Below are 22,721 nucleotides of genomic sequence, written 5' to 3'. Positions count from 1 at the left end.
CCTGGTGGTGCTCTGTTCGGTTCCCTACTGGTTGACCTCGAAGGGCAGCGACTCGGTGAAGGCGCGGCCGTGGACGTCGGTGGCGGTGACCTTCGCGGTGTGCTTGCCGACGGCCAGATCCTGCGGCAGGTCCAGGCGCCAGAGGTGCATGGTGCGGTCGGCCAGCCCGCCGCCCCCGACGAACTGTTCCTGGATGGCTGCCGGGTCGGAGTACTCGACGCCGCTCTTGACGTCCTCGCCCTGCAGCTGTTGGGTGCGCGTGGCCCGAATTGGCGCGGCGCCGTCGATGGAGACGCTGACCTTCGACCCGGTGGAACCGGTCCAGAAGTTGCTGGTCAGCCAGGTCGTGCCGAGGTCGGCCCGGGGGACCATCAGGGGATCCTTCAGCTCGTCCGCCTGACCGCGGGGCTTGGTGACGTTCACCTGGTACCAATCGCGGTAGGCCGGGGTGTTCAGGCCCAGGGCCATCTGGTCGGAGTCGTCGCCGCCCTGCGGGGTGAAGCGTTCGACGACCTTTGAGTTCTTGATGTCCAGCGTCAGCACGCCCGGAGGGGTGCCGTCGCGCTGGACGGAGGTGCGGTAGCCGCCGGGCAGCTCGCGTCCGCTGTACCAGTGGCCGGCGACCGCGGAGACGGTCAGGTGCGTGAACGGCAGGCCCTTGGCTCCGACCTTGCCCTCCCAACCGGCCAGCATGTCCCCGGCACGCAGGTTCTCATTCATGTGGGTGTGCCCGCCGAGGGAGGTGACGTTGCGTCCGTCGAGGATCTTGTAGATCTCCTGCAGCTCGCGCACCTGGTGCGAGTCGCTGTAGTAGAACTCCAGCAGCGGGGCGTGGCCGGCGAGCACGATCGGCTTGTTCCTGGGCGTGTTGGCGATGTCCTGGCGCAGCCATTCGAGCTGCTGCTCGCCGAGGGCGTACGTGTAGTCGCTGTGCTTCGCCGGGACCTTCGTGGGGTATTCGATGTTGCTCAGCGCGACGATGTGGGCCTTGCCGGCGTCGTAGGAGTAGTACTCCGGTCCGAACTGGGCGCGGAAGGAGTCGAATTCGTTCTGCTGGTTCTGGGCGTCGTAGTCGATGTCGTGGTTGCCGGGAAGGAACCGGGCCGGTCCGTTGAGCATGGCGGTCAGGTCTCGGGTCTGGTTGAAGACGGAGAGGTCATCGCCCACCACGTCGCCGATGAACAGGGCGCCGCAGCCGGCGTAGTCGGTGCGCTTCGCCAGGTCGGCGAAGACGCCGTGGCGCGCGTACTCGACCTCGCGGGAGTTGTAGGTCTGCACGTCGGCACCGATGACGCAGGCCTGCGTGGGCGACTGGGTGGCCTTCGACTTCGCCAGGGGGAAGTTCACCGCCTGCGGGACGGCCCCGGTGGGGGCGATGCCGCCGTACTTGAGCTTTGGCGAGCCGGCGGGCAGGTGGCTGTAGAAGAACTGCGCGACGTTGTCAGCATCGACGGGGACCTGGTAGCCACGTGGCTGGGTGACGAACGCCGTCATGTTCTCGAACACCGGGAGTTCGTAGCGGCCCTTCGCGTCCGTCTTCACGGTGTCCCGGCCATTGGAGACGGTCACCCCGCGGATGCCGCGTTCGCCGGTGCCTTGGCGGGAGTCCTGGTCACGGTCATCGAAGACGACGCCGGTCAGGGTCTTGGGTGCGGGGGTCGTGCTTCCTTCTGGCGCGCGGACGACGTCGACGTGTCCGCGGTAGGCGTTCTGCTCCCACGTGCCGCCTGCGGGTTTCGCCGGTTGGGCGGCGGGGGCTGCCGCCGGTGCGGGCAGTGCGGCCGCGGGGGAGAGCAGGGCGCCGGTGGCTGCGAGGGCCAGGCAGGCCGCCAGGGACAGCTTCAGCCGCCGGCGCGTGCCGCGGGGTGGTGCGCTTTGTTCGGTCAAGGGATCCTCCGGGGTGCGAGCGGAAGAACCGGCCGACCGGCCGGTCCGCACTTCACTGTTCCGGGTGTGGGTGAACGCGGGGGAGCGACGCCGCGGCCAGTTCGTGACGACTTGCCCACGGTTTGGGAGCCCGTTCACCGCGCCCATCACACCGTTTGTCGATCGTGATGCCCATCACCTATTGATTGCGACGAGCAACAGGTGAAGGGTGAACTCATTCGTGGAGTCATTGACAAGAATCGATACGAGGAGTCCCCATGTCCGACCACCGCATCCTGTCCACCGCGGCATCCAGTCCCGTCCGCCGTCGTGCCTTCCTGGGAGGTGCAGCCGCGCTGGGCGTCGCGGGCCTCGGGGGAGCGGGCCTGTTCGCCGGGACCACCTCCGCGCGGCCCGCCTCGGCGGCCGCCGCGATTCCTGAAGCGGACCAGGATGCGCTGGACCTGCTGCAGCGGATGCTGCGCTTCGACACCCAGAACTACGGCCAAGGAGCCAAGACCCGCCAGCACGCGGAGATGCTCCAGGCGGTGTGGGAGCGGGCCGGCGTCCCGGTGGAGATCATCGATACGCCACAACCGGACAACGTGCACCTGTTGGCGCGCATCCCCGGCACCGGGGTGGCCAAGCCACTGCTCATCCTGGGGCATTCGGACGTGGTGCCGGTGGAGCGGGAGAACTGGGACGTGGACCCTTTCTCCGGTGAGGTGGTCGACGGCGAGGTCTACGGGCGCGGGGCGCTGGATATGAAGGGTGCCAACTCAGCCACCATCAGCGCGCTGCTGCGCCACCTGGCCGAGGGAGCGACGTTCGACCGCGACATCATCGTGCTCACCGACTGCGACGAGGAGGCAGGCTCGTTCGGCTCACGCTGGTTGGCGAAGAACCACTGGGACAAGCTCGACGCCGGTGCGGTGCTGACCGAGGGCGGCTGGTTCCTGGCGCAGGACGACAAGACCACCCCGATGCTCATCACCGCCACCCGGCAGGACAAGGTCTACTTCAACCTCGACCTCACCGCCGACGGGACCGCGACCCACTCGTCGAAGCCCATGCCAGATTCCGCCGTCGTGGCGCTCTCCCGCGGCGTCGCCGAGCTGGGGGAGTGGCAGGCCCCGGTGCACCTGACGACGGTGACCCGCGAGTACTTCGTCGCGCTCGCCGACGCGTCCAGCGACGGCCGGTTCAAACAGGCCATCAAGCTGATGCTCAAGGCCCACAGCCAGAACGCCCGCGAACGGGCAGCGGCGGTCATGGTCAAGCGGTCCAACTACCCGTACTTGCACAGTGCCCTGCTGCGCACCACCCATGCGTTCGTCATCGAGGATGCCGGCTACAAGGAGAATGTCATCCCCTCTTCTGCCCATGTGCGAGTGCACTGCCGGGCCATTCCGGGCGGGCAGAAGCCACGCGACTTCCTGGATCAGGTGCGCACAATGATGAAGAAGCGTGGGATCACTGTCGAACTGGCGGTCTCCGACGGGATGAGCGAAGCCGAGACGCTCGACGCGTTGGACACAACGTGGGCGACCCCACCAGCGGACGCGGACACCGACCTGTTCAAGGCGCTGTCCGGGGCGTCCGAGGAAGCGTACCCGGACGCCGCATTCGCCCCCGCCCTGTTCGAAGCAGGAACCAGCCTGGCCCCCTGGCGGGAGAAGGGGATTCCCGGGTACGGCGTCTATCCGTACGTGTTGGACAACGAGCAGCTCATCGCGATGCACGGCAATAATGAGCGGATCTACGTGGAGGCGCTGAAGCAGGGCAGCGACTTCATGTACGAGGTGTTCGGGCAGTTCCTGGCCTGAACCGGCGGCGGATCTGCTCGCGTGCCTGGGCGGCGGCGACTCTCGTTCCGGGCACCGACCCTCCGCCGGGGGGGTTCATGGTCGTGGGGACCATTCCGACGCGCCCTGCGGGACAGCCGGATATCGGTGCTCACCAGCAATCGGATCAGAGGTGCAGAACTGATTGCGCCAAGGCTGCGGCAACAATGAAGGTACTCGTCAGCGTAATGAGCGCTACCACGACGACCCTCCAGCTGAGTTGCTTGATGGCCCCGACGTCACGTCCCAGACTCAGACCGATTAGAGCGAGCTGCAATAGACCAAAGAGCATGACGTTCATGCCATCAACGAGACCAACGAAGATGTCGGCAAAGGGCATGAACGGGGCGCTGAGAATCGTGGCAAGGCCAAGTACCCAGACACTGGCCGGAACGGAGGGAAGCCACTTTGCCATGCGGAAGGCCAACGCCGTCAGGACCACCAACAACAACGTTCCCAGCAGCTGGACCGGCTTGAACTGCCCGGTGCCGATCACGTTGAGCATCAAGCCCAGCAGTCCCGCGCTGGCGTAGACGAAGAGGCTGACCTTCCAGCCGCGCGGCTCCGACGGATCGTCGGCAGCGCCTTCCTGGATGGCAACTTCTGCCGTCGTCTGGACCGTGTTCGAGGTGTTGCCGGCGGGTTCGTCGGCGTGGTGCTCCGCCATGCCGGCATCATCTCTCGAGGCATCTCCCGGCGGAATGGCACCACGGGCGACGAGCTTGGCCTCGTCGATTTCGGCTTGTGGACGGCGCCATACCCGGGTCCAAAACAGGTACAGCTTGCGCGCCAGCGGCAGTGACAGGAAAACACCCGCATAGAATCCGACGATGTTGGTGACCAGGTTCGACAGGCCGGCAACGGCCAGGATGTCGGGGGCCTGCTCCGGGTAGAGCGCCGACAGGGCGCCAACCCCGCCGAGCATCATCGAGGATGAACCGAGACCCAGCCCCATGGCAAGTGCCAGCGGGCTGAAGATTCCCAGGCTGCCCATCAGACCGGCGATGACGGAAATATAGAGGGCCCCGAACAATGACCCGAAGATCCAGACGCCGAACACGCCACGGTACTCGGGCGCCCGCGTGCCGAACTTCTCGATGGCGAAAGCGAGGTATGACTCGCGGTCAACGGACCAGCTGGCACCAATGGCAGCCCTGCCCATACGTAGGCCAACGGCGATCGGCAAGGCGATGATGACCGTGCCGAAGACGTGCCCGACTTCCTGCAGCATGATCGCTGGCCCGAGATTGGTGATCCGCCCCAGGCTTGGACCAATGCCCATGCCCAGTAGCGCGAGGAAGAGGACGATGCCGATACGGATCTGCGGGTCGCCGACGGCCCGCACCCGCCCGGACACTGGCTTGAACCGCTGCAGACCCACGATTGAGCCGAGCAGGACGGCCCAGATGATCGGGAACAAAACGATGGCGGAGATTCCCAGCTTGATCGTGTGGTCGCCGATGAAGATCGCCACGAGGGAGATGCAGACACTGAGCCCCAACGAGATCATCCAGTGCCTTAATTGAATGGAGGGTCCCGCTGGCGAAGTGTCTTTATCGCCTGGGAATTGGTCAACTACCGTTTTGGAGCGTGAAGACTTCTGAGTCATCTTGTATACCAATCGGAGATTTCGGCACTGTCGAACAAGCGTTTGAACGAACTTACATGCGTTGTGATGCGGGTAACAGTACATCAATGTAATGTTGCTCACAAGCATTCGTTCGTTTTGGTATACAATCAATCTCATGGAATCAATTATTCGAGCGAAGCACGCACTGGTCGGCGCCGGGGAGGATCGACGGTGGTTGACCAATCCCGTCCTGCGTGTTCGTGATGGCCGGATCATCGAGGTATCCACCCGGAACCCCTCCTGGCAGCCGGGCGGGGATTCCGGCGCGTCTGAAGCTGATGCGGGTCCCGATACGGCGGAGGTCATCGACCTGGGTGCGGCCGTCCTGTTTCCCGGCTTCATTGACCTCGACGCGCTCGTGGACATTGACCATCTTCTGCTGGACTCCTGGCACAGCCCTCAGGATGCCCTGTTGCTGGCAGGATCCGCTGAACATTGGCGGGACCACCGGACGGAGATTCTGACTCCCTCGGAACGCGTGACGTTGCGGACCTTCGGGCTGGTGCAGCTGGCCTTGCATGGCATCACGAGTTATATGCCGATCGCCTCCGAGATCCACCTCGAGTGGAACGAGCAGGCGGACGAACTGCGGGAGATGGCCCGGATATCCAAGGAAATCGGCCTACGGGGCTGGCTCGGCCCCTCATACCGTTCAGCGGTTTCGGCAGCAGAACTGGATGCTGACGGACAAGTGACACGGACGCTCGTGGCAGATGACCAGTTGGCACGCCAGGGCCTTAAAGAGGCACTGGAATTTGCCGACGAGCTCATCGCCGCGAATGATCCACTATTGAGTCCCGTTCTGCTCCCTTGCCGCATCGAGACCATGAGTGATGACCTCCTGTCAGCAACAGCCGGGGCCGCAGCGGAACGGGATCTTCTGGTGCGGCTGCATAGCCTCCAGCAGGGGTGGGAACGCATCCTCATTCAAGATCGCCTTGGCATCACCCCCCTTGACTTGTTGGAGCGGCATAACCTGCTCAATGACCGGCTGCTGATTCCGCACGCATTGTGGACGGACCGCAACCCGGCATTGGGTGGGCTGGAGAGGCAGGCGAAGGACTCGCCCGACTTGCGCCGTATCGCGGAGGCGGGAGCCAGCGTGGTGCATTGTCCCCTGACTACTTTCCGATATGGCGGCGTGCTCAATACGTTGTCGGACTACAACGCTGCAGGCATCACGATGGCTTTGGGTACCGATTCATTTCCACCCGACCTGGTCCGCGGCATGGACGTTGGACTGCACGCTGCCCGAGCGCAGTTCGGACATGGTTCGGCGGATTACGCGCAGTACGTCAATGCCGCTACCACCGGCGGTGCCACGGCGCTGCACCGGCCCGACCTCGGCACCATCCAGGAAGGGGCAACCGCGGATTTCACAGCGTTCTCGCTGGCCGATTTTCGTGACGGGGTCAGCGATGATCCCCTGCGGACCCTGGTGCTCAACGGCACTGCGCGCAATGCCGTCTTCACCATGGTGTCGGGTCGAACCGTCATGCGCGACGGCCGGATACCGGGCATCGACCTCACGAGGCTTCGATCCGATGCCCAGGCTGCTTTCGACAAGCTGCGTGAGGGGTACGCTCTTCGAGACCCCTTGGGCCGGGCTGCTGACACGATCTTCCCCTCGACCTTCCCCCTGGAGAGCCAATGCTGATTCTTTCGCGCACCGACCTCGAACGCCTTGCCGACATCGAAGCTACCCACGCCGCCCTCCGCGACGTCCTCGGTCGGCAAGGTCATGATGCGCACACCGTCGCACCGCATGCCCTGCGATGGGAGGGGGAGGAAGCGGCCTACATCCCCATGCTTGGGGTCGACCTTCGGTCCAACCTGGTGACAAGCAAGACCCTGATGGACAGCCCCGGCAACGCACGCAACAACAAGCCTTCCCAGGTATCTGCCATCACCGTCATCGACCGCGAATCCGGCTTCCTCAGAGCCATACTCCACGGCGCGATCCCCACGCGTACCCGCACCGCGGCTGTATCCGCGGTCGCGACAGAGGCGTTAGCAAGAAAGGATGCCTCACGGCTCGGTCTCGTCGGGGCCGGGGCGCTGGCATTGGAGCACGCGCGGGCCATCCACCGGGTGCGCCCTCTGGAAGCCATCACCGTCTGGAGCCGGACGAGGGCCTCCGTCGAAAACTTCCGGTCAAGCTTGGAAAGCATGTGGCACGGCACCATGCCCGTCATCACGGTGGCTGCATCCCCCGAGGCGGCTGTTCGTGGATCCGACATCATTTGCACGCTGACACCCAGCGTCGAACCCATCGTCTTGGGTGCTTGGCTGAGTCCGGGACAGCATCTTAACGTGGTCGGCGCACGACCACGGCCCACTGACAGGGAAGTCGACGCCGATGCGTTCCACCGCTCCCGGGTCTTCATCGACCACGAGGAGACGGCAGCGCACGAGTCGGGTGACTACTTGTTGGCCGCTTCTGCCGACGGCACGTTGCCCGAAATCATCGCAGAACTCGGCAGTGTTCTCCGGGGCGAGGTGCCCGGGCGCCTGGATGACCAGGACATCACGCTCTACAACTCCGTGGGCACTGGCCTGCAGGACACCGCCATCGCTGAAGTCATTCTCAAGGCAGCTGCCGCAGCCGGGATCGGAAAGGAAGTGGCATTTGATGCCTGAACCATCCGGCGAGGCCGCAAGCATGGTGGAGATCGCCGAAAAGGCGATCCGTGAAGGCATTATCGACGGTACCCATGCGCCCGGAAACCGACTCCGCGAACGTGAGCTCTCCGAGGAGATCGGTGTTTCCCGGGTTCCGATCCGTGAAGCTCTGCGCAATCTCGAGTTCCAGGGATTCGTGGCGATCCTTCCGCGGCGCGGTGCAATAGTGCGCGAGATGTCAGTGCAGGACGTCGACGAGCTCTTCGATCTGCGCTGCGCCTTGGAACCACTGGCCGCAGGCGCGGCAGCCCGGCACTATGCCGCGGGGTCGCCCCACGAGGGACTCGATCAAGCGATCAAGCATGCGGACATGGCTACGGCCTCGAAGGATGCACAAGCCATTCTGGTGGCTAACGCCGAATTCCATACCGAACTCATCCATGCCGCGCGACATCGCATGCTCGCCGACACGATGCCCCCCATACTTGCCAGGACACGCTGGTTGTTTGCCCAAACGGCTGACCGCAGCGCCGATATCCAGTGCCACGAGCACCACCAGCTCTATGACGCGATCAGCTCCGGGGAAGTACGACTGGCCGAGGCCTCCATGCTTGCCCACGTCGAGGCCGGGCGTCGACCATCACTGCAATCCATAGCAACCCGCATTTAGAAAGGATCCCCATGTCTGCCCTCCTGCTGAAAAACGTTCGTCCATGGGGCGGCACCGCCACGGATGTCCTGATTGAGGACGGGACGATCGCCGGCCCTGCTTCCCCAGCTTCCGGGGCCCAGGTCATCGACGGCCGTGGACGTCTCCTGCTCCCCTCGTTCAGCGACGTCCATGTGCATCTCGACTCCACGCGGATCGGCCTGCCGTTCCGGCCCCACACGGGATCGCCAGGCATCTGGCCGATGGTGATGAACGATCGCAAGAACTGGCGGGACGCCGAGAAATCGGCCGAAGAACGGGCGATCACGACACTCGGCAGGATGATCGAGCGGGGTGTGACCCGTGTGCGCAGCTACGCGCAGATCGACGTGGATTGCGGACTTGAACGCTTCCACGCCGTGCAGGCCGCCGCCGAGGCCCACAAGGATCGATGCGAGGTGCAGATCATTGCCTTTCCCCAGGCGGGCCTGTTGCGCGAGGAGGGAACCGTGCCGCTGATGAGGCAGGCGTTGCGCGAAGGCGCCCACTGGGTGGGCGGGATCGACCCGTGCACGCTGGATCGCGATCCCAAGGGCCACCTCGACGTCTTGTTTTCCCTGGCCGACGAGTTCCAGGTGCCGGTTGACGTGCACCTGCACGAACCAGGACATCTTGGCGTTTTCTCCACTGACCTCATCCTGGAGCGGGTACGCGCCTTGGGCATGCAGGGCCAGCTCACGATGTCGCATTCCTACGACTTGGGCGGTGTCAACGAGACGACGACCCGTCGGCTCATTGAGGAGTTCGCCGAGCTCGATATCAGCATGGCCACTGTCGCGCCGGCGCAGCAGCGGGGGCTGCCGCTCCAGGAACTCGCACGGGCGGGGGTCCGCGTCGGACTGGGCGAGGATGGGCAGCGCGACTACTGGTCCCCGTACGGCAATGCCGACATGTTGGACAGGACCTGGCAGTTGGCCTTTACCCACCAGTTCCGTGCTGATGAGCTCATCGAGCACTGTGTGGCGATTGCGACCGTTGGCGGGGCCTCGATCATGTCCGCTGACGTGCCGCGCCTCCGCTCGGTTTCGGATCGCCCCGGCCTGGCTGTTGGGGATGTCGCCGATTTGGTGCTGGTCTCCGGGGATTCCGTGACGGCTGCTGTGATGGACCGCCATGATGACCGCACGGTGATCCAATCCGGCCGCGTGGTCGCTGACGGGATGGCGCTCGTCTAGCTGGCAACGCTGCATGACCCGTGAACGCCGGTCCATCGAGTTGTCTCCACGAGGTCGCTGACGTTGCCTCGCCCGATTCCCCGGGCGGCACCGGCACTGCCCGGCCACTCAGCACGGTGCCAGGACACCGTGGCCACGAGCGGGCAATTCCTCGTGACCATTAACCGTCGGTGGCAGCAATGTGCGACGGAATCACCAACCGAGTTGGCCTCGTCGGGTGTCCGCAAAGCTGCGAGCCTGGTCTGTGGTGATTCGGGCGCTTATTGGCTGCGCTGGAATAGCGCCGTCAGGGTGCGCCTCCGGCTGGATCGGACGTGCAGCTCGGCGGCCTTGGCGGCGGTCTCGGCGTCTCCGGAAGCGATGGCGTCCAGGAGCTGCCCGTGCTCGGTGCAGAGCACTTCAAGGTCATCGGCTTGGCGGAAGAGCCACTGCAGCCGTCCATGCAGCGGATCCAGAATGCTGCGCAGCAGCTCGTTGCCCGCCAGGCGTGGAATCTCGTCGTGGAACCGGCCGTTGGCTTCCCGCGCAGCAGCAATATCTCGGCCCTGGGTGGCGTCCTTCGCCTCCACCAGCAGTCGCTTCAAGAACAGCAGGTCTTTCTGCGTAGCGTGCTGTGCAGCCAGGCTGCAGCTCATGCGCTCCAGGGCCTCCCGGACGTCAAAGAGCTCTTCGACGTCCGCCCGGGTCAGCTCACTGACGACCAGGCCACCGGTGGGCCGATCCGCGATCAACCGCTCCTCGCGGAGCATGCGCAGCGCTTCCCGGACCGGCAGGCGCGAAACGTCGAACTCCTCGGCAAGGTCTCGTTCAATCAACCGGACCCCAGGGGAGTACTGGCCATCGTAGATTTTCTGCCGGATCTGGTCCCTGACGATTTCACGCAGGGGACGGTCGCGAAGGACGGCTTCACTCAAGGCTGCAAACCTGCCTTCTGGAGTTGGTCGGGGAGATGGGCTGCTGCTGGCCATCCCCATGGTAGTTCCGTTTTCCGCGGTCGCGCTCAGGCCAGCAGCCGGCCCCAGCGCGTCTCCAGGCCGGGAGCACCGATCATGGAGAGGCATTTCCACAGGGTCACGGCCACGGAATCAAGCACGGGTACCCCGGACGCCTTTTCGACTTCTTCCACGACCGGAGCGCCGTAAAGGTTGGTGCACAGATACACCAGGGCCTCGGCGCCGGTGGCGAGTACCTCACGCGACGGGGCCAGAAGATCGCGGGGATCAACCCGGGCAAAGGACTCGTTGACGTCCAACCCCAGATGCCGTTCCCCGCTGACCTCGATGCCCTCGGCACGGTAGCTTTCGATGACGGAGTCGTTCACATCCTGCGTATACGGGGTGAGCAGGCCGACGCGGGAGATGTTGAAGCGCTCGAAGGCGTCCAGATAGGCCAGGGTGCTGGTCGTGAACGGGATACCGGTCTCCGCGGTGATGCGGGTAGCCATGTCCCGGTCGTGTTCGGAGCCGAGCCAGGAGCCGGCCGTCCCGTTCCAGGCGATGGCGTCGACGTCGGCGGTCTTGAGCAGTTCGGAGGCGTCGAGCATGTTCTGCAGGTCGAATTGCTGGTGCGAATCGGCGTCCAGGGCGATCCGGGTCACCGGAACGCGGGTGAAATGGATCGTCACATCCGTGCGGTCACCCAGAAGGCGGTAGGTCTGGGGTTCGAGGCAGGTGTTGGAGGACGGAACGATCATGCCGATCCGGTGGCTTCGCTGGGTCATGAGAGGGCCTTTCCGCTCAGTGCCGGTGTGGAGTTCCTTGCGTGGCGACGGCGCATCCGCCCTACGGGGCCCGGGTCGGTGAACGTGCCGCCATCCACCACGACCTTTCCGGCCGAGACCACGGTGGAGGGCCAGCCAGTCAGTTCCATGCCGTCGAAGGGCGAGAAATCAGTTCCCATATGCAGCCCGTCCTTCATGACCACCCGGGTTTCTCCGGGATCGATCAGGACGATGTCGGCATCGTAACCCGGGGCGATCCGTCCCTTGCCGGTCAGGCGGTTGATCCGTGCGGGGCCGGCGGAGAACAGCTCTACGAATCGGGTCAGGGGCAAGCCCTGTTCGGCCACGAGCGTTGTGAAAGCCACCGGCAGGCGTGTTTCGATGCCCGGCAGTCCGTGGGGCATCAGCCGCACATCATCGCTATGGGAGCGCTTCTGGTTCAAGTCGTAGCAGGAATGGTCCGAGGAAATCGCGTGGACCTCTCCGGTCGTGGTCTTCGCGACCAGCGCGGCAACCGTTTCGCGGCTGCGCATGGGCGGGCAACAGGCGAACTTCTCCGGGAAGTTCCCCCCGTAGACACCGTCGTCCAGTGTCAGGTAGTGGGGGCAGGTCTCCGAATAGACTTCCAGGCCACGGCTCCTGGCGGCGGTCACCATCTCCACCGCCTCCGGGATCGTTTGGTGGACGAAGTAGACCGGGGCGCCGGTGTATTCGGCCATCGCGATGACTTCGGCGACGGAGGTGGCCTCGGCCAATTCCGGACGGGTGTGGTGCAGTTGGTCGATGGGGACCGCCCCGGAGGGGTTCCCCGCCTCGAAGCCGTGTTGCTCGATGCAGTCCACGATGATCGGGTCGTGCTCGGCGTGGATGTAGGCCAGGCCGCCGAGACGGACCATTTCCCGCATGACCTTCAGGATCGTGTCGTTGTTGGCCATCGTCGACCCGCGGTTGGTGGTGTACATCTTCACCGAGCTGATGCCCAGTTCGAACATGCGCTCCAGCTGCGCCGGCACCGAGGCATCCCAGTCGATGACGGCTCCGTGCAGCGCCACGTCGCAGCGGGAGACCTCGGCCAGACGCAACTTGTTTTCGAGTGCCTCCAGCGGTGTCTCCTGTGGATTCGCGGGAATCCCGAAGTCCATCATCGTCGTCGTTCCGCCCCAAAGGGCGGCGATGCTGGCCGTCTCGTAGGTATCCAGGGACTTGTAGGCCCCTGTGACCTGTTCGACATGGACGTGGGCGTCCACGCCGCCGGGCATGGCCGTTCGGCCCGCCGCGTCCACGATGCGCGTGGCCTCCGGGAGCTGCTGCTCCGGGGTGGACGCCTCATAGATGGCCTCTATCTGGCCGTCATGGACGGCAATATGCCCGCTGGTGGCGCCGTCGGCGTTGACGATGTGTGCGTGGGTGATGAGCAGGTCAACGATCATGTGCCTACCGCCCCTTTCGGCTGGATGGGTCGGTGTGGTTCAGGGCTCGTGCCATGTCCACGGAGAGTCCCGCGTTGGCTTTGTGCGGGGGGTGTGCGTAGCTGCCCGCCCGGTGGGTGCCGCCGTCGAGGCTGACAACGAGCTCGCATTGTTTGACGCCGGCGGAGATCCCGTCAACGACAGGGACGGGGATGCCCGCCCCGATGTCCCGGGCGAGGCCGGCCAGTGGTGCGCCGGCCAGGATGACGGCGTCGGCCCCGTCCTGGGCGACCGCGTCCTGGGCGAGTTGAAGGAGTTTGTCCCGGTGCTGGTCCTGCACCGAACCTATGCTTTCCAATGGATCCTCCAGGGAACGGATGGAGGCCAGGCAGTCGAGCAGGTGGTTGCGTTCGACGCATTCCCGGTACCAGGCCTGGATGCGGTGGGAGATGGCGACAATGGAGAACCTGCTGCCGTGCAGGGCAGCGGTGTGCAGGGCCGCCTCCGTGATGCCGATGACCGGAATATCGACCAGTTCCTTCAGCGCTGGCATTCCGGGGTCCCCGAACGCGGCGACGACGACACCGTCGACGTGTTCGCTCTCCCGTGCGATGATTTCGGCGACCGCGGCACCGGCCAGGAGCGCCTCCACCCGGGTCTCGATGTACTCGACCCCGAATGCTGCCGTCCGCATGATGATCTCGGTGCCGGGGGCGGCAGCCCGCTCGGCCTCCGTGCGAATCAGCGCTGACACGCTTTCGCTGATGTTGGGGTTGATGACCAGTATTTTCATGGAACAAGCCTGTCTGGGGTTGATGCGGGGAGGTGGAGGCTGTGGGGTCCACCAGCGGAAGGCTGCCGGTGGACCCCACGGACGGGATGGGGGCGGGGACTGCTCAGACCGGCAGGCGGCGGCTGTAGTCCATGGCCAGGACCGAAATGGTCATGACGACGGCGGCACCGACAAAGTAGAGCAGCGCCCAGGTGTATCCGCCGGTGGCTCCGACGATGAAGCCCACGGCAATGGGGGTGATGAAACCGTTGACGTTTCCGCCGAGGTTCATGGCTCCGCCCAGGACGCCGGCATTGGCCCGGCCACCCAGCAGGGCAGGGATACTCCAGAACAGCCCCACCCAGCGCAGGAAGAACAGGACGGTGGAGAGCAGGACGACGGCGGACACGGGATCCGAGACTAGGGTGACACCCACCAGGCCCAGGATGACGATCAGACCGGAGAGGCCCAGCAGGGTGCGCATGACCAGATTGGCGGAGGCCCCCTTGGACTGCCACCAGTCGGCGATGTAGCCGCCGAGAAGTTCCCCGACGAAGCCGGCGCCGAAGATCACGAAGGTTCCCCAGCCGACGGCGGCCAGGTCGAAGCCCTTGTCCTGGGAGAGGTAGAGCGGACCCCACGTCAGCAGGCCGTAGAAGACGCCGTTGAAGCCGAACCAGCCGAAGCACATGGCCCAGAAGGAGCGGAACTTCAGGTAGGGGAGCAATGCGCGCCGGCCGGTACCGCCGCCCGCCTCGGCCTCCGCGTCCTCCTTCGCGTGGCTGGCTTCGATATGTGCCAGTTCGCCCGCGTTGACGTTCGAGTGCTCGCGGGGATGGTCGCGGATGTACCGCCAGGCCAGGAAGCCGAAGAGCGCGGTGAGGATTCCCACGGCGATGAAGGCGCCACGCCAGCCGCCGGTGAGGGCAATGAGGCCGGCGATGGCAACGCCGCCGATGCCGGCGCCCAACGGTGCCCCGGCATCCAGGATCGTGGCACCCCGGCCGCGTTCCTTGCGCGGCATCCAGGTGGCGTTGAGTTTTCCGCCGGCGGGCATGACGCCGGCTTCGGTGACGCCGATGGCGGCCCGGGTCGTGAACAGGCTCGCAAAGTTCCAGGCCAGGCCGCTGGCGGCTGTCGCCAGGCCCCAGCCTACGCAGGATGCGGTGATAATCCGGCGCGGTCCGAAACGGTCGATCAGCCAACCGACGGGGACCTGCATCAGTGCGTAGGCGAAGAAGAAGGCGGAGAGGATGACGCCGATGAGTTCCGGCGACAGGTTGAACTCCTTCTGGATCAACGGCATGGCCACGGAGATCGAGCCGCGGTCCACATAGTTGAGGGTGACCAGAACCAGCAGCAGCAGGAAGAGCTTCCAGCGGGTCTTGGTGGGCTTTTGCGTGTTCTGTGAGTCGTCGGGGTCCAGCGTTCTGGTTCCCGTCTGGACAGGGGGCTCATTGACGGTCATGAAGGCGTCCTTTGCAGGGGCGAGTGGTTCGATGAACGGCGTGCGACACCCGGACGGTGAAGCACTTAGTTTGGGATCCCAAAATTGAGATTAGATTGTGGGTCACATCACTGTCAATGGGTGAAGAGTATTGTCTTTTACTCAATTTCTGGCGAAAATCGCCTTAGAAGAGGACGCTCCTCCGTCGGCCTCTCGCCCGGGATCGACCATTCTCTGGACGGTTTTGGTATCCCATGGGTGAATCTTGCATTGCTATGCGCACTCCGGGCCCTAGTGCGGTCTCCCCACACCAGTTCCGTGCCGGGACCGGCGTCAATGGATCGTCGTCGTGAAGGTTCCAGGTACTCGGGAGGCCCACGACGCGGCAATGGACGCCACGGTCATTGCCCGCGCCGAGTGGATGCTGGACCAAGCGAGGCGGAAGTAGCGCCTGTTGTGGAAACGCGGCGCCCTACGCTGACCTTTCGGACCACTATTTGTCTTTGACGCCGGGACGCGTTCCGTCTGGGCCAAGACCATCTGATCCGACGTGCGTCGATTGGACTTCGCTTACTGCCACAGGCATCGTGCGACCACTGGGACAAGCTCGACGCCGGTGCGGTGCTGACCGAGGGCGGCTGGTTCCTGGCGCAGGACGACAAGACCACCCCGATGCTCATCACCGCCACCCGGCAGGACAAGGTCTACTTCAACCTCGACCTCACCGCCGACGGAACCGCGACCCACTCCTCGAAGCCCATGCCAGATTCCGCCGTCGTGGCGCTCTCACGCGGCGTCGCCGAGCTGGGGAAGTGGCAGGCCCCGGTTTACCTGACGAAGGTGACCCGCGAGTACTTCGCCGCGCTCGCCGACGCGTCCAGCGACCGCCGGTTCAAGCAGGCCATCAAGCTGATGCTCAAGGCCCACAGCCAGAACTCCCGCGAACGGGCAGCGGCGGTCATGGTCCAGCGGTCCAACTACCCGTATCTGCACAGCGCCCTGCTACGGACCACCCAGGCGTTCGTCATCGAGGATGCCGGCTACAAGGAGAATGTCATCCCCTCTTCTGCCCATGTGCGAGTGCACTGCCGGGCCATTCCGGGCGGGCAGAAGCCACGCGACTTCCTGGATCAGGTGCGCACAATGATGAAGAAGCGTGGGATCACTGTCGAACTGGCGGTCTCCGACGGGATGAGCGAAGCCGAGACGCTCGACGCGTTGGACACAACGTGGGCGACCCCACCAGCGGACGCGGACACCGACCTGTTCAAGGCGCTGTCCGGGGCGTCCGAGGAAGCGTACCCGGACGCCGCATTCGCCCCCGCCCTGTTCGAAGCAGGAACCAGCCTGGCCCCCTGGCGGGAGAAGGGGATTCCCGGGTACGGCGTCTATCCGTACGTGTTGGACAACGAGCAGCTCATCGCGATGCACGGCAATAATGAGCGGATCTACGTGGAGGCGCTGAAGCAGGGCAGCGACTTCATGTACAAGGTGTTCGAGCGCTTCAGGGGGTGAACCGTCCCGGGAGTCCCATAGATGGACGATGTCGCCCGTCAATAGCGGCATGGACCGAGCGGCGTCTGTCCGGGTGGGCTCAGTGGCGGGTAGTCAACCCTGCTGACTTCGAACGGTTGCAAGGTCCACACAGGATCTGGAGGTTGTCGTCCTGGTTCCCACCACCCATCGAGATGGGAATGATGTGGTCGTATTGGAGTTCAACTGTCGAGCCGCAACTTCGGCATTGCCCGCCATCACGCGTCCACACATACTGCTTCACATCGTCCGGAATCGCCTGGCGCGCCGCCGAGTTCCGCGGAGTCGAGCCCATGGCGACAATCGCCTGGGCGCGGTCGATCTGCTGCGTCCTGCGCTGCTTACGCGTGATGATAAGGGCATGTACTTGATCGGCGCTTAGTCCCTCGTCGTCCCAATAGAACTCGTTTTGGAAATGCCAGTATCGTCGTCCGAAATGACGCCCCATGGAACTGGGATACTGCTGCTGGTATTGCCAGCGGTCTTCAAAGTCGGCTTTTGACATTTTGGGGAGGATAAACACGCTTTTCCCAATGGTCAGTATCGCTGGCCCCTTGCCCGTCCAAAAGCCGGGACGGTGAGTCAGTGTGACATTTTCAGCTCGCCGCAGCATCCCCAATTTCCTACTCTGCTCCCGCGAACATGCAGTCGGAGCATCGAGCCGATGTGATTTTAGTTAGTGTATCGGCCGTGGCGGGAGAACGGGATCCCCGGGTAAGGCGTCTACCCGTACGTGTTGGACAACGAACGGATCTATGTGGAGGCGCTGAAGCAGGGTAGCGATTTCATGTACACGGTGTTCGATCGGTTCCGGGGCTGAGCCACCAGGCGGGTGGCCGTCCGCTCAAGGTCAGCGGACGGGTGCTCCCGGTCCGAGGGGGATGCCCAGGGCCCACCACGCGAGGAAGAGTGCGAACCAGACAATAAACATGACGATGGCGCAAGGCAGGGTGAACGAAATCAGCGTGCCGATGCCGGCCTTCCGGTTCAGGGTCTGCAGGTACCCAACACACAGGACGAAACTCGTGCTCATCGGCGTGATCGAGTTCGTGCACGAATCCGCGATGCGGTAGAGGGCCATGGTGGTTGCGGGGTTGGTGTTCAGCAGCATCATCATCGGCACCAACATGGGCGCTACCAGCGACCAGAGGGCCTGGCCGGAGGTGATCAATAGATTCAGCATGGCCACTGCCACGACGAGTATGGTGAACAGCCCCACATTGTGGATGCCCAAGCTCGAAATCGTGTCGGCGCCCTTGACGGCAACGAGTGTGCTGATGTTGGTGAACTTGAAGAGGGCCAGAAACTGCGAGACAGCAAAGAACAGGACGATCAGGGGGGCAATTGAGCGAACCCCGTCGGCCATGAAACCGGGCACATCGGCCGAGCTTTCCAGTTGGCGCGATCCCGTCGCGTACGCCAGGCCGATCGCGAGGAAGAACAGGGACAGGAACAGCGCGATCCCGTCGAGGAACGGCGACTCGAGGAACGACCCATCCTCGCCTCGTAGCGGGGAATTCGGCACCAGCAGAGCCGCGACAACCAGCGCCGCAACGATCAGTGCGGTCCGGCCTGCGCGGCGCAATCCGCGGCGTTCCAAGTGGTCGGGGAGGGCGGCGACAGGCTTCATCCTGGTCGCGGCGGAAGCCTCGTCCAGGTCGCTGTCCACCACCAGGGTGTGTTCGCGTTTTTTGAGGATCAGCTCGGTGACCAGGGTGACCGTGATGGCGAGGACTAGCGCGGAGACGGTGGTGAAGTACATGTTGTCCGTTGCACGGACCGTCACCGAGGGGTCCACCAGCTGGGCCGCCTCGGTGGCGAGTTTGGCGAAGACGACATCCCCTGGGGCAATGAGGGGGTTCGCGTCTCCGGCGGCGTTGATCGAGACGAAGGCGACGATCATCCCCAGCATGGGGGAGCGGCCCACGGTCCGAAAGGCAATGGCACCCAAGGGAATGAGGACCACGTAGGCCGAGTCCGACAAGAACTTGGACATGGCGCCGCCCAGCGCCACGGCGAACACCACGAACTGCGGGGAGACACTGCTCAGGGACCTGCGGGCGATCGTCTCGAATAGCCCAGAGCGTTCGGCCACGGCAACGCCGAGCATGACGATCAGGACGGTGCCCAGCGGGCCGAAGGTCACGAAGGATTCCTCGGCGCCGGTGATCAAACCGCGTATGGCGTCCGGGCTGAGGGCGTTCTTCACCCCCACGGTGTCGCCACTTGCCGGATCCACGACGGTGATACCCGTCGCGGACAACAGCCAACTCGACAGGGCGAGGATTGCGAACAGGATCCAGAAGAGCCAGAACGGATGGGGAAGGGCGTTTCCTGCCTTTTCGATGCCGGCGAGCATGCGCAGGCCTGCTGAAGGGCGACTTCTTGGCGTGGTTCGCATGGTCATGGGTCCTCCGTTGGGCAAGGTCGTGTGTGCTGGGGGCGTCTCTCCTGCGGGTGGCAGAACTGAAATACCGACTAGTGATTTGTATTACAGGCCGCTGTGCCCGATCCAACGATTGACCAATTTTGGACAACCAAGTCCGGGATACGGCCCCCGGACGGGGTCCTTACCGGACCAACGTCGAGATGATGTCCGGGCCCAACCGCATGACCTTGGCGGTATCAATCCGGTGGTACACCAGCTTGCCCCGGCGCTCTGACTGGACCAACCCCGCGTCGCGTAGGACGCCGATGGCCCTCGATATCTGGGCAGGGTTCTGCTTCAACCGGAGCGCGAGTTCGGACGTGGTGATCGGTTCGGCCGAAAGGTGGCGGAGGATCTCCATACGCGTCTCGGAAGCGAGGGCCGACAGCCGGTCGCGGACTTGGCGGATGCCCAGCCCCTCGTCCGAGGCCTCGGCGGCACCGAAATGCACGACGACGGGGTACCCAGGGGTGTCCTTGATCGTCAGATGCGGGCCAATACGAATCGAGGGGACCAACACGAGTTGGCGGCCGTCCAATGAGACGGAACGCTGCTGTAGCTTGTCGAACCGCACGTCGTGCAGGTCCTCGCGACCACGGGCCGTCTCGCTGAGACCGGAAAGCGTCTTCCACGCGCCGTCGGCCCGCAACTTGGCCGTGGTCTGTGTGGCGCTGCGGTGGATGACGTCCTGAACCGCCGACCAATCCCGGGCGAAGAAGGTGTCCTCGCAGCGTGCAAGGAAGGTGGTCAGTCGATGGCGAAAGGCCGGGGGATCGCGAAGAAGCGCCTCCGCCAGTTCCAACCTCGAACTCGAACGGGCACCGCAATAATTCAGGAACTGCGTGCGTGCCCCGTCGTCATTCAGCAATGCCTCCGCGCCGGGCAGTTGCCGGCCATAACCGTGGATCCCCTCGGCGCACAGCCTGACGAATTCCAGCACCGGCAAATCGCGCAGCAGTTGAAGTTGTTGCTCGAAGGTGGATGGATGCGGTGCCAAGGGGAAGAAGAGGCGGCAACGGTACCTGGCCCACAACGGAGAAAGAGCCCGGAACTCGTCCAGATCGTCAGGTTCCATCGAGTTGGCCACCAGGTCCAGGGTGTCCCCGGCTTCAAAATGATGGTCGGGTTCGGCCACGGCATGAAGCAGCGACATGAGTTCTGTCAGGGCCGAGGGGAACGCGCGGGCATTTGCCGAGTCAAATCCCGCCAACTTCAAGACGATGGCCAACGTTTTCTCCGATCCACTGAACGTGGCGAGCATATGCCGTCTGTGGCCGGCTGCGCCGGACCCATGGTATCCGCAACATGGTGGCAACCGGCCTCGAGGTGGAAACCAATCCGTGTCATCCACGGTTGGCCGAAACGGGTTAAACATCGTGATGGCAGGGTCCGCTGTTCGTAGGCTCGGATGATCCCTACCTCGCGTCCCCCGAAGGACATTCCTTGACTTCAGCACTCCCCGCAACAGATCCCGTCGAACACCTAGTTTCCATGCGAGACGGGTGCCAGCTGGCCACCGACGTCTATGGTGCGCTGCCGGTATCTCCCCAGCCGGTGATCCTCGAACGGACCCCGTACGGCAAGCGTGCTTCACGCAGCTCGGACCAGTCGGTTCGCACGGGGCCGACGCCCGAGCCCGCGGATTCTTCAGCCTTCCTCGTAGACCGTGGCTACGTGGTGGTCCGGCAGGACTGCCGTGGCCGCGGCGCCTCGGAGGGCGACTTCGTCAAATACGTGAACGAGGGAAGGGACGGCGCCGACACTCTGTCCTGGATCGCCGAACAGCCGTGGTGCGACGGCCGCGTGCTGATGAACGGAGTGTCGTATTCCGCCCACGTCCAAACGGCGGCTGCGGCGGAAGGGCCAGAGGCACTCCAAGCGATGTTCATGGACTCCGGCGGGTTTTCCTCGGCCTACGAGGTGGGCATGCGGATGGGAGGGGCCTTCGAACTGAAGCAGGCAACGTGGGCCTTCCGACACGCGGTCCGCAGCCGGGAAGCCGCGAATGACCCGACGGCGGCGGCTGGATTGGCCGAGATCAACATCGCCGATTGGTTCCATGCCACGCCATGGCGGAAGGACAACTCGCCTCTCACTCTGGTGCCGGCCTACGAGGACTACCTGCTGGAGCAATGGGGCCGGGAGGCCTTCGACGCCTACTGGGCCCATCCGGCGATCTACGCCAGGGGCCACTACGACTCCTTTCCTGACATCCCGAGCTTCCACATTTCCTCCTGGTACGACCCGTATATCCCTTCGGCGATCGAGAACTTCAGGGAACTAGGACGGCGGAAAACGAAGCCTGCGTACCTGCTGTTGGGGCCATGGACGCACGGCAAACGGTGCGTCCCCTTCGCCGGTGACGTGGACTTCGGCGCCGCTGCTTACTTCGACGGGAACATCGCTCCGTCCTATCTGGACTTTCGCGCCGACTGGTTCGACGAAGTCCTCGGCCACCAAAAGGCTCCGGAGCGGCCCGCCGTCACCTACTTCGTCATGGGTGGCGGTCCCGGCACGCGAAATGACGGAGGGCGTTTGGAACATGGTGGGCAGTGGCATCACGATGATTCCTGGCCGCCGAGGCGCAGTGCCGAAACCAGGTTCCACCTAGCCGCCGACGGCACGCTGGCAGAGCGGACACCGGTGGAAGGCGGCACGCTCACCTATGCCCACGATCCTGGCCACCCCGTTCCGACCATCGGCGGACAGGTGACCAGTGGCGAGCCGGTGATGCGCGGTGGCGCCTACGATCAACGGACGCATGCCGGTGTCTTCGGCGCTACCGAGCCGTACCTGCCCCTGTCGGCCCGCCCGGATGTCTTGACCTTCCGCACGCTGCCGCTCGACGGCGATATCACCATCGCCGGAGGTGTCAAGGCAGAGATCTTCGTCTCGACCAGCGTCGTGGACACCGATCTGACCATCAAACTCATCGATGAGTACCCGCCGAGCCAGGACTACCCGCAGGGCTTCGCCATGAACCTCACCGAGGGCATCCTGCGCCTACGGTTCCGTGACTCGTTTGAAGATCCCGCCCCCCTGGAACCACACCAGGTGTACCGCGTCGTTGTCAGCGCGCCGGACACGGCGAACCTTTTTGCTGCAGGTCACCGTCTCCGTGTGGACATCGCCTCCAGCAACTTTCCGAGGTTCGACATCAACCCGAATACCGGAACCAGGATCAGCGACGAGCGCCGCTGCGTCGTCGCCGAGACGACCGTGTACACGGGAGCGGAAGCGCCCTCGGCTCTAGTGGTCGATGTCGTGCCAAGCGTCCGCGCTCGGACGCCATAGCGAAGGCCGCTCGCCCGCGCACCCCTCGGCTGGAAGCCGCGTGCACCGACGTCGAACCTGCAGGGCCCTGCTATGTCTTTTCGCGGTCGACGGCGCCTGTCACCGCCAGCCGAGCCCAGGGGCGACGTGGGCCAGGTTCACCTCGATGACGTGGGGGTCGAGGTCGACGCCGAACCGGTTCGGGTGCTTCTTGTCTAATACCCTGGGGCAGTCCGTACTAGGCTGATCGAAACCGACGGGCAAGGTCGGCATCGTGTGTCTTGGTATGAGTT

At 64.4% G+C, this 22,721-nt stretch carries 17 protein-coding genes; 7 read left to right on the top strand and 10 right to left on the bottom strand.

The features are described from left to right. Positions 1–24: 24 nt before the first annotated feature. The gene (locus tag AC1MEQ_RS08330) at positions 25–1,887 is read right to left on the bottom strand and encodes a calcineurin-like phosphoesterase C-terminal domain-containing protein (RefSeq protein WP_479795657.1); all 1,863 of its coding nucleotides are present in this window, start codon (positions 1,885–1,887) and stop codon (positions 25–27) included. A 257-nt stretch (positions 1,888–2,144) separates the two neighbouring features. On the opposite strand from AC1MEQ_RS08330, the gene AC1MEQ_RS08325 reads away from it, so the two are divergent. Further along, complete coding sequence (locus AC1MEQ_RS08325) at positions 2,145–3,692, top strand: M20/M25/M40 family metallo-hydrolase (RefSeq protein WP_479795655.1); 1,548 nt, start codon at positions 2,145–2,147, stop codon at positions 3,690–3,692. A gap of 145 nt (positions 3,693–3,837) precedes the next feature. Here the strand turns inward: AC1MEQ_RS08325 and AC1MEQ_RS08320 are convergent, their stop codons facing one another. After that, a complete protein-coding gene (locus tag AC1MEQ_RS08320) occupies positions 3,838–5,220 on the bottom strand; it encodes a DUF3100 domain-containing protein (protein ID WP_479795653.1) in 1,383 nt (460 codons plus the stop codon). A gap of 235 nt (positions 5,221–5,455) precedes the next feature. On the opposite strand from AC1MEQ_RS08320, the gene AC1MEQ_RS08315 reads away from it, so the two are divergent. From AC1MEQ_RS08315 to AC1MEQ_RS08300, 4 genes are all read left to right on the top strand, one after another. Beyond that, positions 5,456–6,997 carry a chlorohydrolase family protein gene (locus AC1MEQ_RS08315; RefSeq protein ID WP_479795651.1) on the top strand — a complete coding sequence of 514 codons (1,542 nt, stop codon included), beginning with the start codon at positions 5,456–5,458 and terminating at the stop codon, positions 6,995–6,997. 197 nt (positions 6,998–7,194) lie between these two features. After that, a complete protein-coding gene (locus tag AC1MEQ_RS08310; protein WP_479795649.1) occupies positions 7,195–7,980 on the top strand; it encodes an ornithine cyclodeaminase family protein in 786 nt (261 codons plus the stop codon). Continuing rightward, positions 7,973–8,632, top strand: coding sequence for a GntR family transcriptional regulator (locus AC1MEQ_RS08305; protein ID WP_479795647.1), 660 nt, complete (start codon positions 7,973–7,975; stop codon positions 8,630–8,632). Before AC1MEQ_RS08310 ends, AC1MEQ_RS08305 begins: the two co-directional genes overlap by 8 nt. An 11-nt stretch (positions 8,633–8,643) precedes the next feature. Then, the gene (locus AC1MEQ_RS08300; protein ID WP_479795643.1) at positions 8,644–9,846 is read left to right on the top strand and encodes an amidohydrolase family protein; all 1,203 of its coding nucleotides are present in this window, start codon (positions 8,644–8,646) and stop codon (positions 9,844–9,846) included. Positions 9,847–10,106: 260 nt separating this feature from the next. Here AC1MEQ_RS08300 and AC1MEQ_RS08295 read toward each other — a convergent pair whose 3' ends face one another. The 5 genes from AC1MEQ_RS08295 to AC1MEQ_RS08275 form a co-directional block, all read right to left on the bottom strand. Continuing rightward, complete coding sequence (locus tag AC1MEQ_RS08295) at positions 10,107–10,760, bottom strand: GntR family transcriptional regulator (RefSeq protein WP_479795641.1); 654 nt, start codon at positions 10,758–10,760, stop codon at positions 10,107–10,109. Positions 10,761–10,846: 86 nt separating this feature from the next. Then, a complete protein-coding gene (locus tag AC1MEQ_RS08290) occupies positions 10,847–11,566 on the bottom strand; it encodes a maleate cis-trans isomerase family protein (RefSeq protein WP_479795640.1) in 720 nt (239 codons plus the stop codon). Then, the gene (locus AC1MEQ_RS08285; RefSeq protein WP_479795638.1) at positions 11,563–12,996 is read right to left on the bottom strand and encodes an amidohydrolase family protein; all 1,434 of its coding nucleotides are present in this window, start codon (positions 12,994–12,996) and stop codon (positions 11,563–11,565) included. The genes AC1MEQ_RS08290 and AC1MEQ_RS08285 overlap by 4 nt, the downstream gene beginning before the upstream one ends. A gap of 4 nt (positions 12,997–13,000) precedes the next feature. After that, positions 13,001–13,768, bottom strand: a complete 768-nt coding sequence (locus AC1MEQ_RS08280) for an aspartate/glutamate racemase family protein (protein WP_479795636.1) — start codon at positions 13,766–13,768, stop codon at positions 13,001–13,003. A 103-nt stretch (positions 13,769–13,871) separates the two neighbouring features. After that, a complete protein-coding gene (locus tag AC1MEQ_RS08275; protein ID WP_479795634.1) occupies positions 13,872–15,215 on the bottom strand; it encodes an MFS transporter in 1,344 nt (447 codons plus the stop codon). Positions 15,216–15,815: 600 nt separating this feature from the next. Between AC1MEQ_RS08275 and AC1MEQ_RS08270 the strand changes: the two genes are divergently transcribed. After that, the gene (locus tag AC1MEQ_RS08270) at positions 15,816–16,709 is read left to right on the top strand and encodes a peptidase dimerization domain-containing protein (protein ID WP_479795632.1); all 894 of its coding nucleotides are present in this window, start codon (positions 15,816–15,818) and stop codon (positions 16,707–16,709) included. A 79-nt stretch (positions 16,710–16,788) separates the two neighbouring features. Here AC1MEQ_RS08270 and AC1MEQ_RS08265 read toward each other — a convergent pair whose 3' ends face one another. The 3 genes from AC1MEQ_RS08265 to AC1MEQ_RS08255 all read right to left on the bottom strand — a co-directional run bounded on the left by AC1MEQ_RS08265 (position 16,789) and on the right by AC1MEQ_RS08255 (position 20,416). Continuing rightward, a complete protein-coding gene (locus AC1MEQ_RS08265) occupies positions 16,789–17,232 on the bottom strand; it encodes an HNH endonuclease (protein ID WP_479795630.1) in 444 nt (147 codons plus the stop codon). Between the two features lie 345 nt (positions 17,233–17,577). Continuing rightward, positions 17,578–19,134, bottom strand: a complete 1,557-nt coding sequence (locus AC1MEQ_RS08260; RefSeq protein WP_479795628.1) for an AbgT family transporter — start codon at positions 19,132–19,134, stop codon at positions 17,578–17,580. A gap of 163 nt (positions 19,135–19,297) precedes the next feature. Further along, positions 19,298–20,416 (bottom strand): ArsR/SmtB family transcription factor, encoded by a 1,119-nt coding sequence (locus AC1MEQ_RS08255; RefSeq protein WP_479795626.1) that lies wholly within the window; start codon positions 20,414–20,416, stop codon positions 19,298–19,300. A gap of 182 nt (positions 20,417–20,598) precedes the next feature. Here AC1MEQ_RS08255 and AC1MEQ_RS08250 point away from each other — a divergent pair, with 182 nt between their 5' ends. After that, positions 20,599–22,449, top strand: coding sequence for a CocE/NonD family hydrolase (locus AC1MEQ_RS08250; RefSeq protein ID WP_479795624.1), 1,851 nt, complete (start codon positions 20,599–20,601; stop codon positions 22,447–22,449). Positions 22,450–22,721: the final 272 nt, after the last annotated feature.

Source organism: Arthrobacter sp. ASL1 (genome assembly GCF_056680475.1).
This window is presented reverse-complemented; position numbering and strand designations above follow the sequence as displayed.

Bases quoted from the DNA above. Each gene is read 5' to 3' on its own strand.
- AC1MEQ_RS08305 (WP_479795647.1), top strand. From the start codon at position 7,973: ATGCCTGAACCATCCGGCGAGGCCGCAAGCATGGTGGAGATCGCCGAA.
- AC1MEQ_RS08285 (WP_479795638.1), bottom strand. From the start codon at position 12,996: ATGATCGTTGACCTGCTCATCACCCACGCACACATCGTCAACGCCGAC.
- AC1MEQ_RS08290 (WP_479795640.1), bottom strand. From the start codon at position 11,566: ATGACCCAGCGAAGCCACCGGATCGGCATGATCGTTCCGTCCTCCAAC.
- AC1MEQ_RS08310 (WP_479795649.1), top strand. From the start codon at position 7,195: ATGGACAGCCCCGGCAACGCACGCAACAACAAGCCTTCCCAGGTATCT.
- AC1MEQ_RS08260 (WP_479795628.1), bottom strand. From the start codon at position 19,134: ATGACCATGCGAACCACGCCAAGAAGTCGCCCTTCAGCAGGCCTGCGC.
- AC1MEQ_RS08275 (WP_479795634.1), bottom strand. From the start codon at position 15,215: ATGACCGTCAATGAGCCCCCTGTCCAGACGGGAACCAGAACGCTGGAC.
- AC1MEQ_RS08255 (WP_479795626.1), bottom strand. From the start codon at position 20,416: ATGCTCGCCACGTTCAGTGGATCGGAGAAAACGTTGGCCATCGTCTTG.
- AC1MEQ_RS08320 (WP_479795653.1), bottom strand. From the start codon at position 5,220: ATGATCTCGTTGGGGCTCAGTGTCTGCATCTCCCTCGTGGCGATCTTC.
- AC1MEQ_RS08280 (WP_479795636.1), bottom strand. From the start codon at position 13,768: ATGAAAATACTGGTCATCAACCCCAACATCAGCGAAAGCGTGTCAGCG.
- AC1MEQ_RS08300 (WP_479795643.1), top strand. From the start codon at position 8,644: ATGTCTGCCCTCCTGCTGAAAAACGTTCGTCCATGGGGCGGCACCGCC.
- AC1MEQ_RS08325 (WP_479795655.1), top strand. From the start codon at position 2,145: ATGTCCGACCACCGCATCCTGTCCACCGCGGCATCCAGTCCCGTCCGC.
- AC1MEQ_RS08315 (WP_479795651.1), top strand. From the start codon at position 5,456: ATGGAATCAATTATTCGAGCGAAGCACGCACTGGTCGGCGCCGGGGAG.
- AC1MEQ_RS08265 (WP_479795630.1), bottom strand. From the start codon at position 17,232: ATGTCAAAAGCCGACTTTGAAGACCGCTGGCAATACCAGCAGCAGTAT.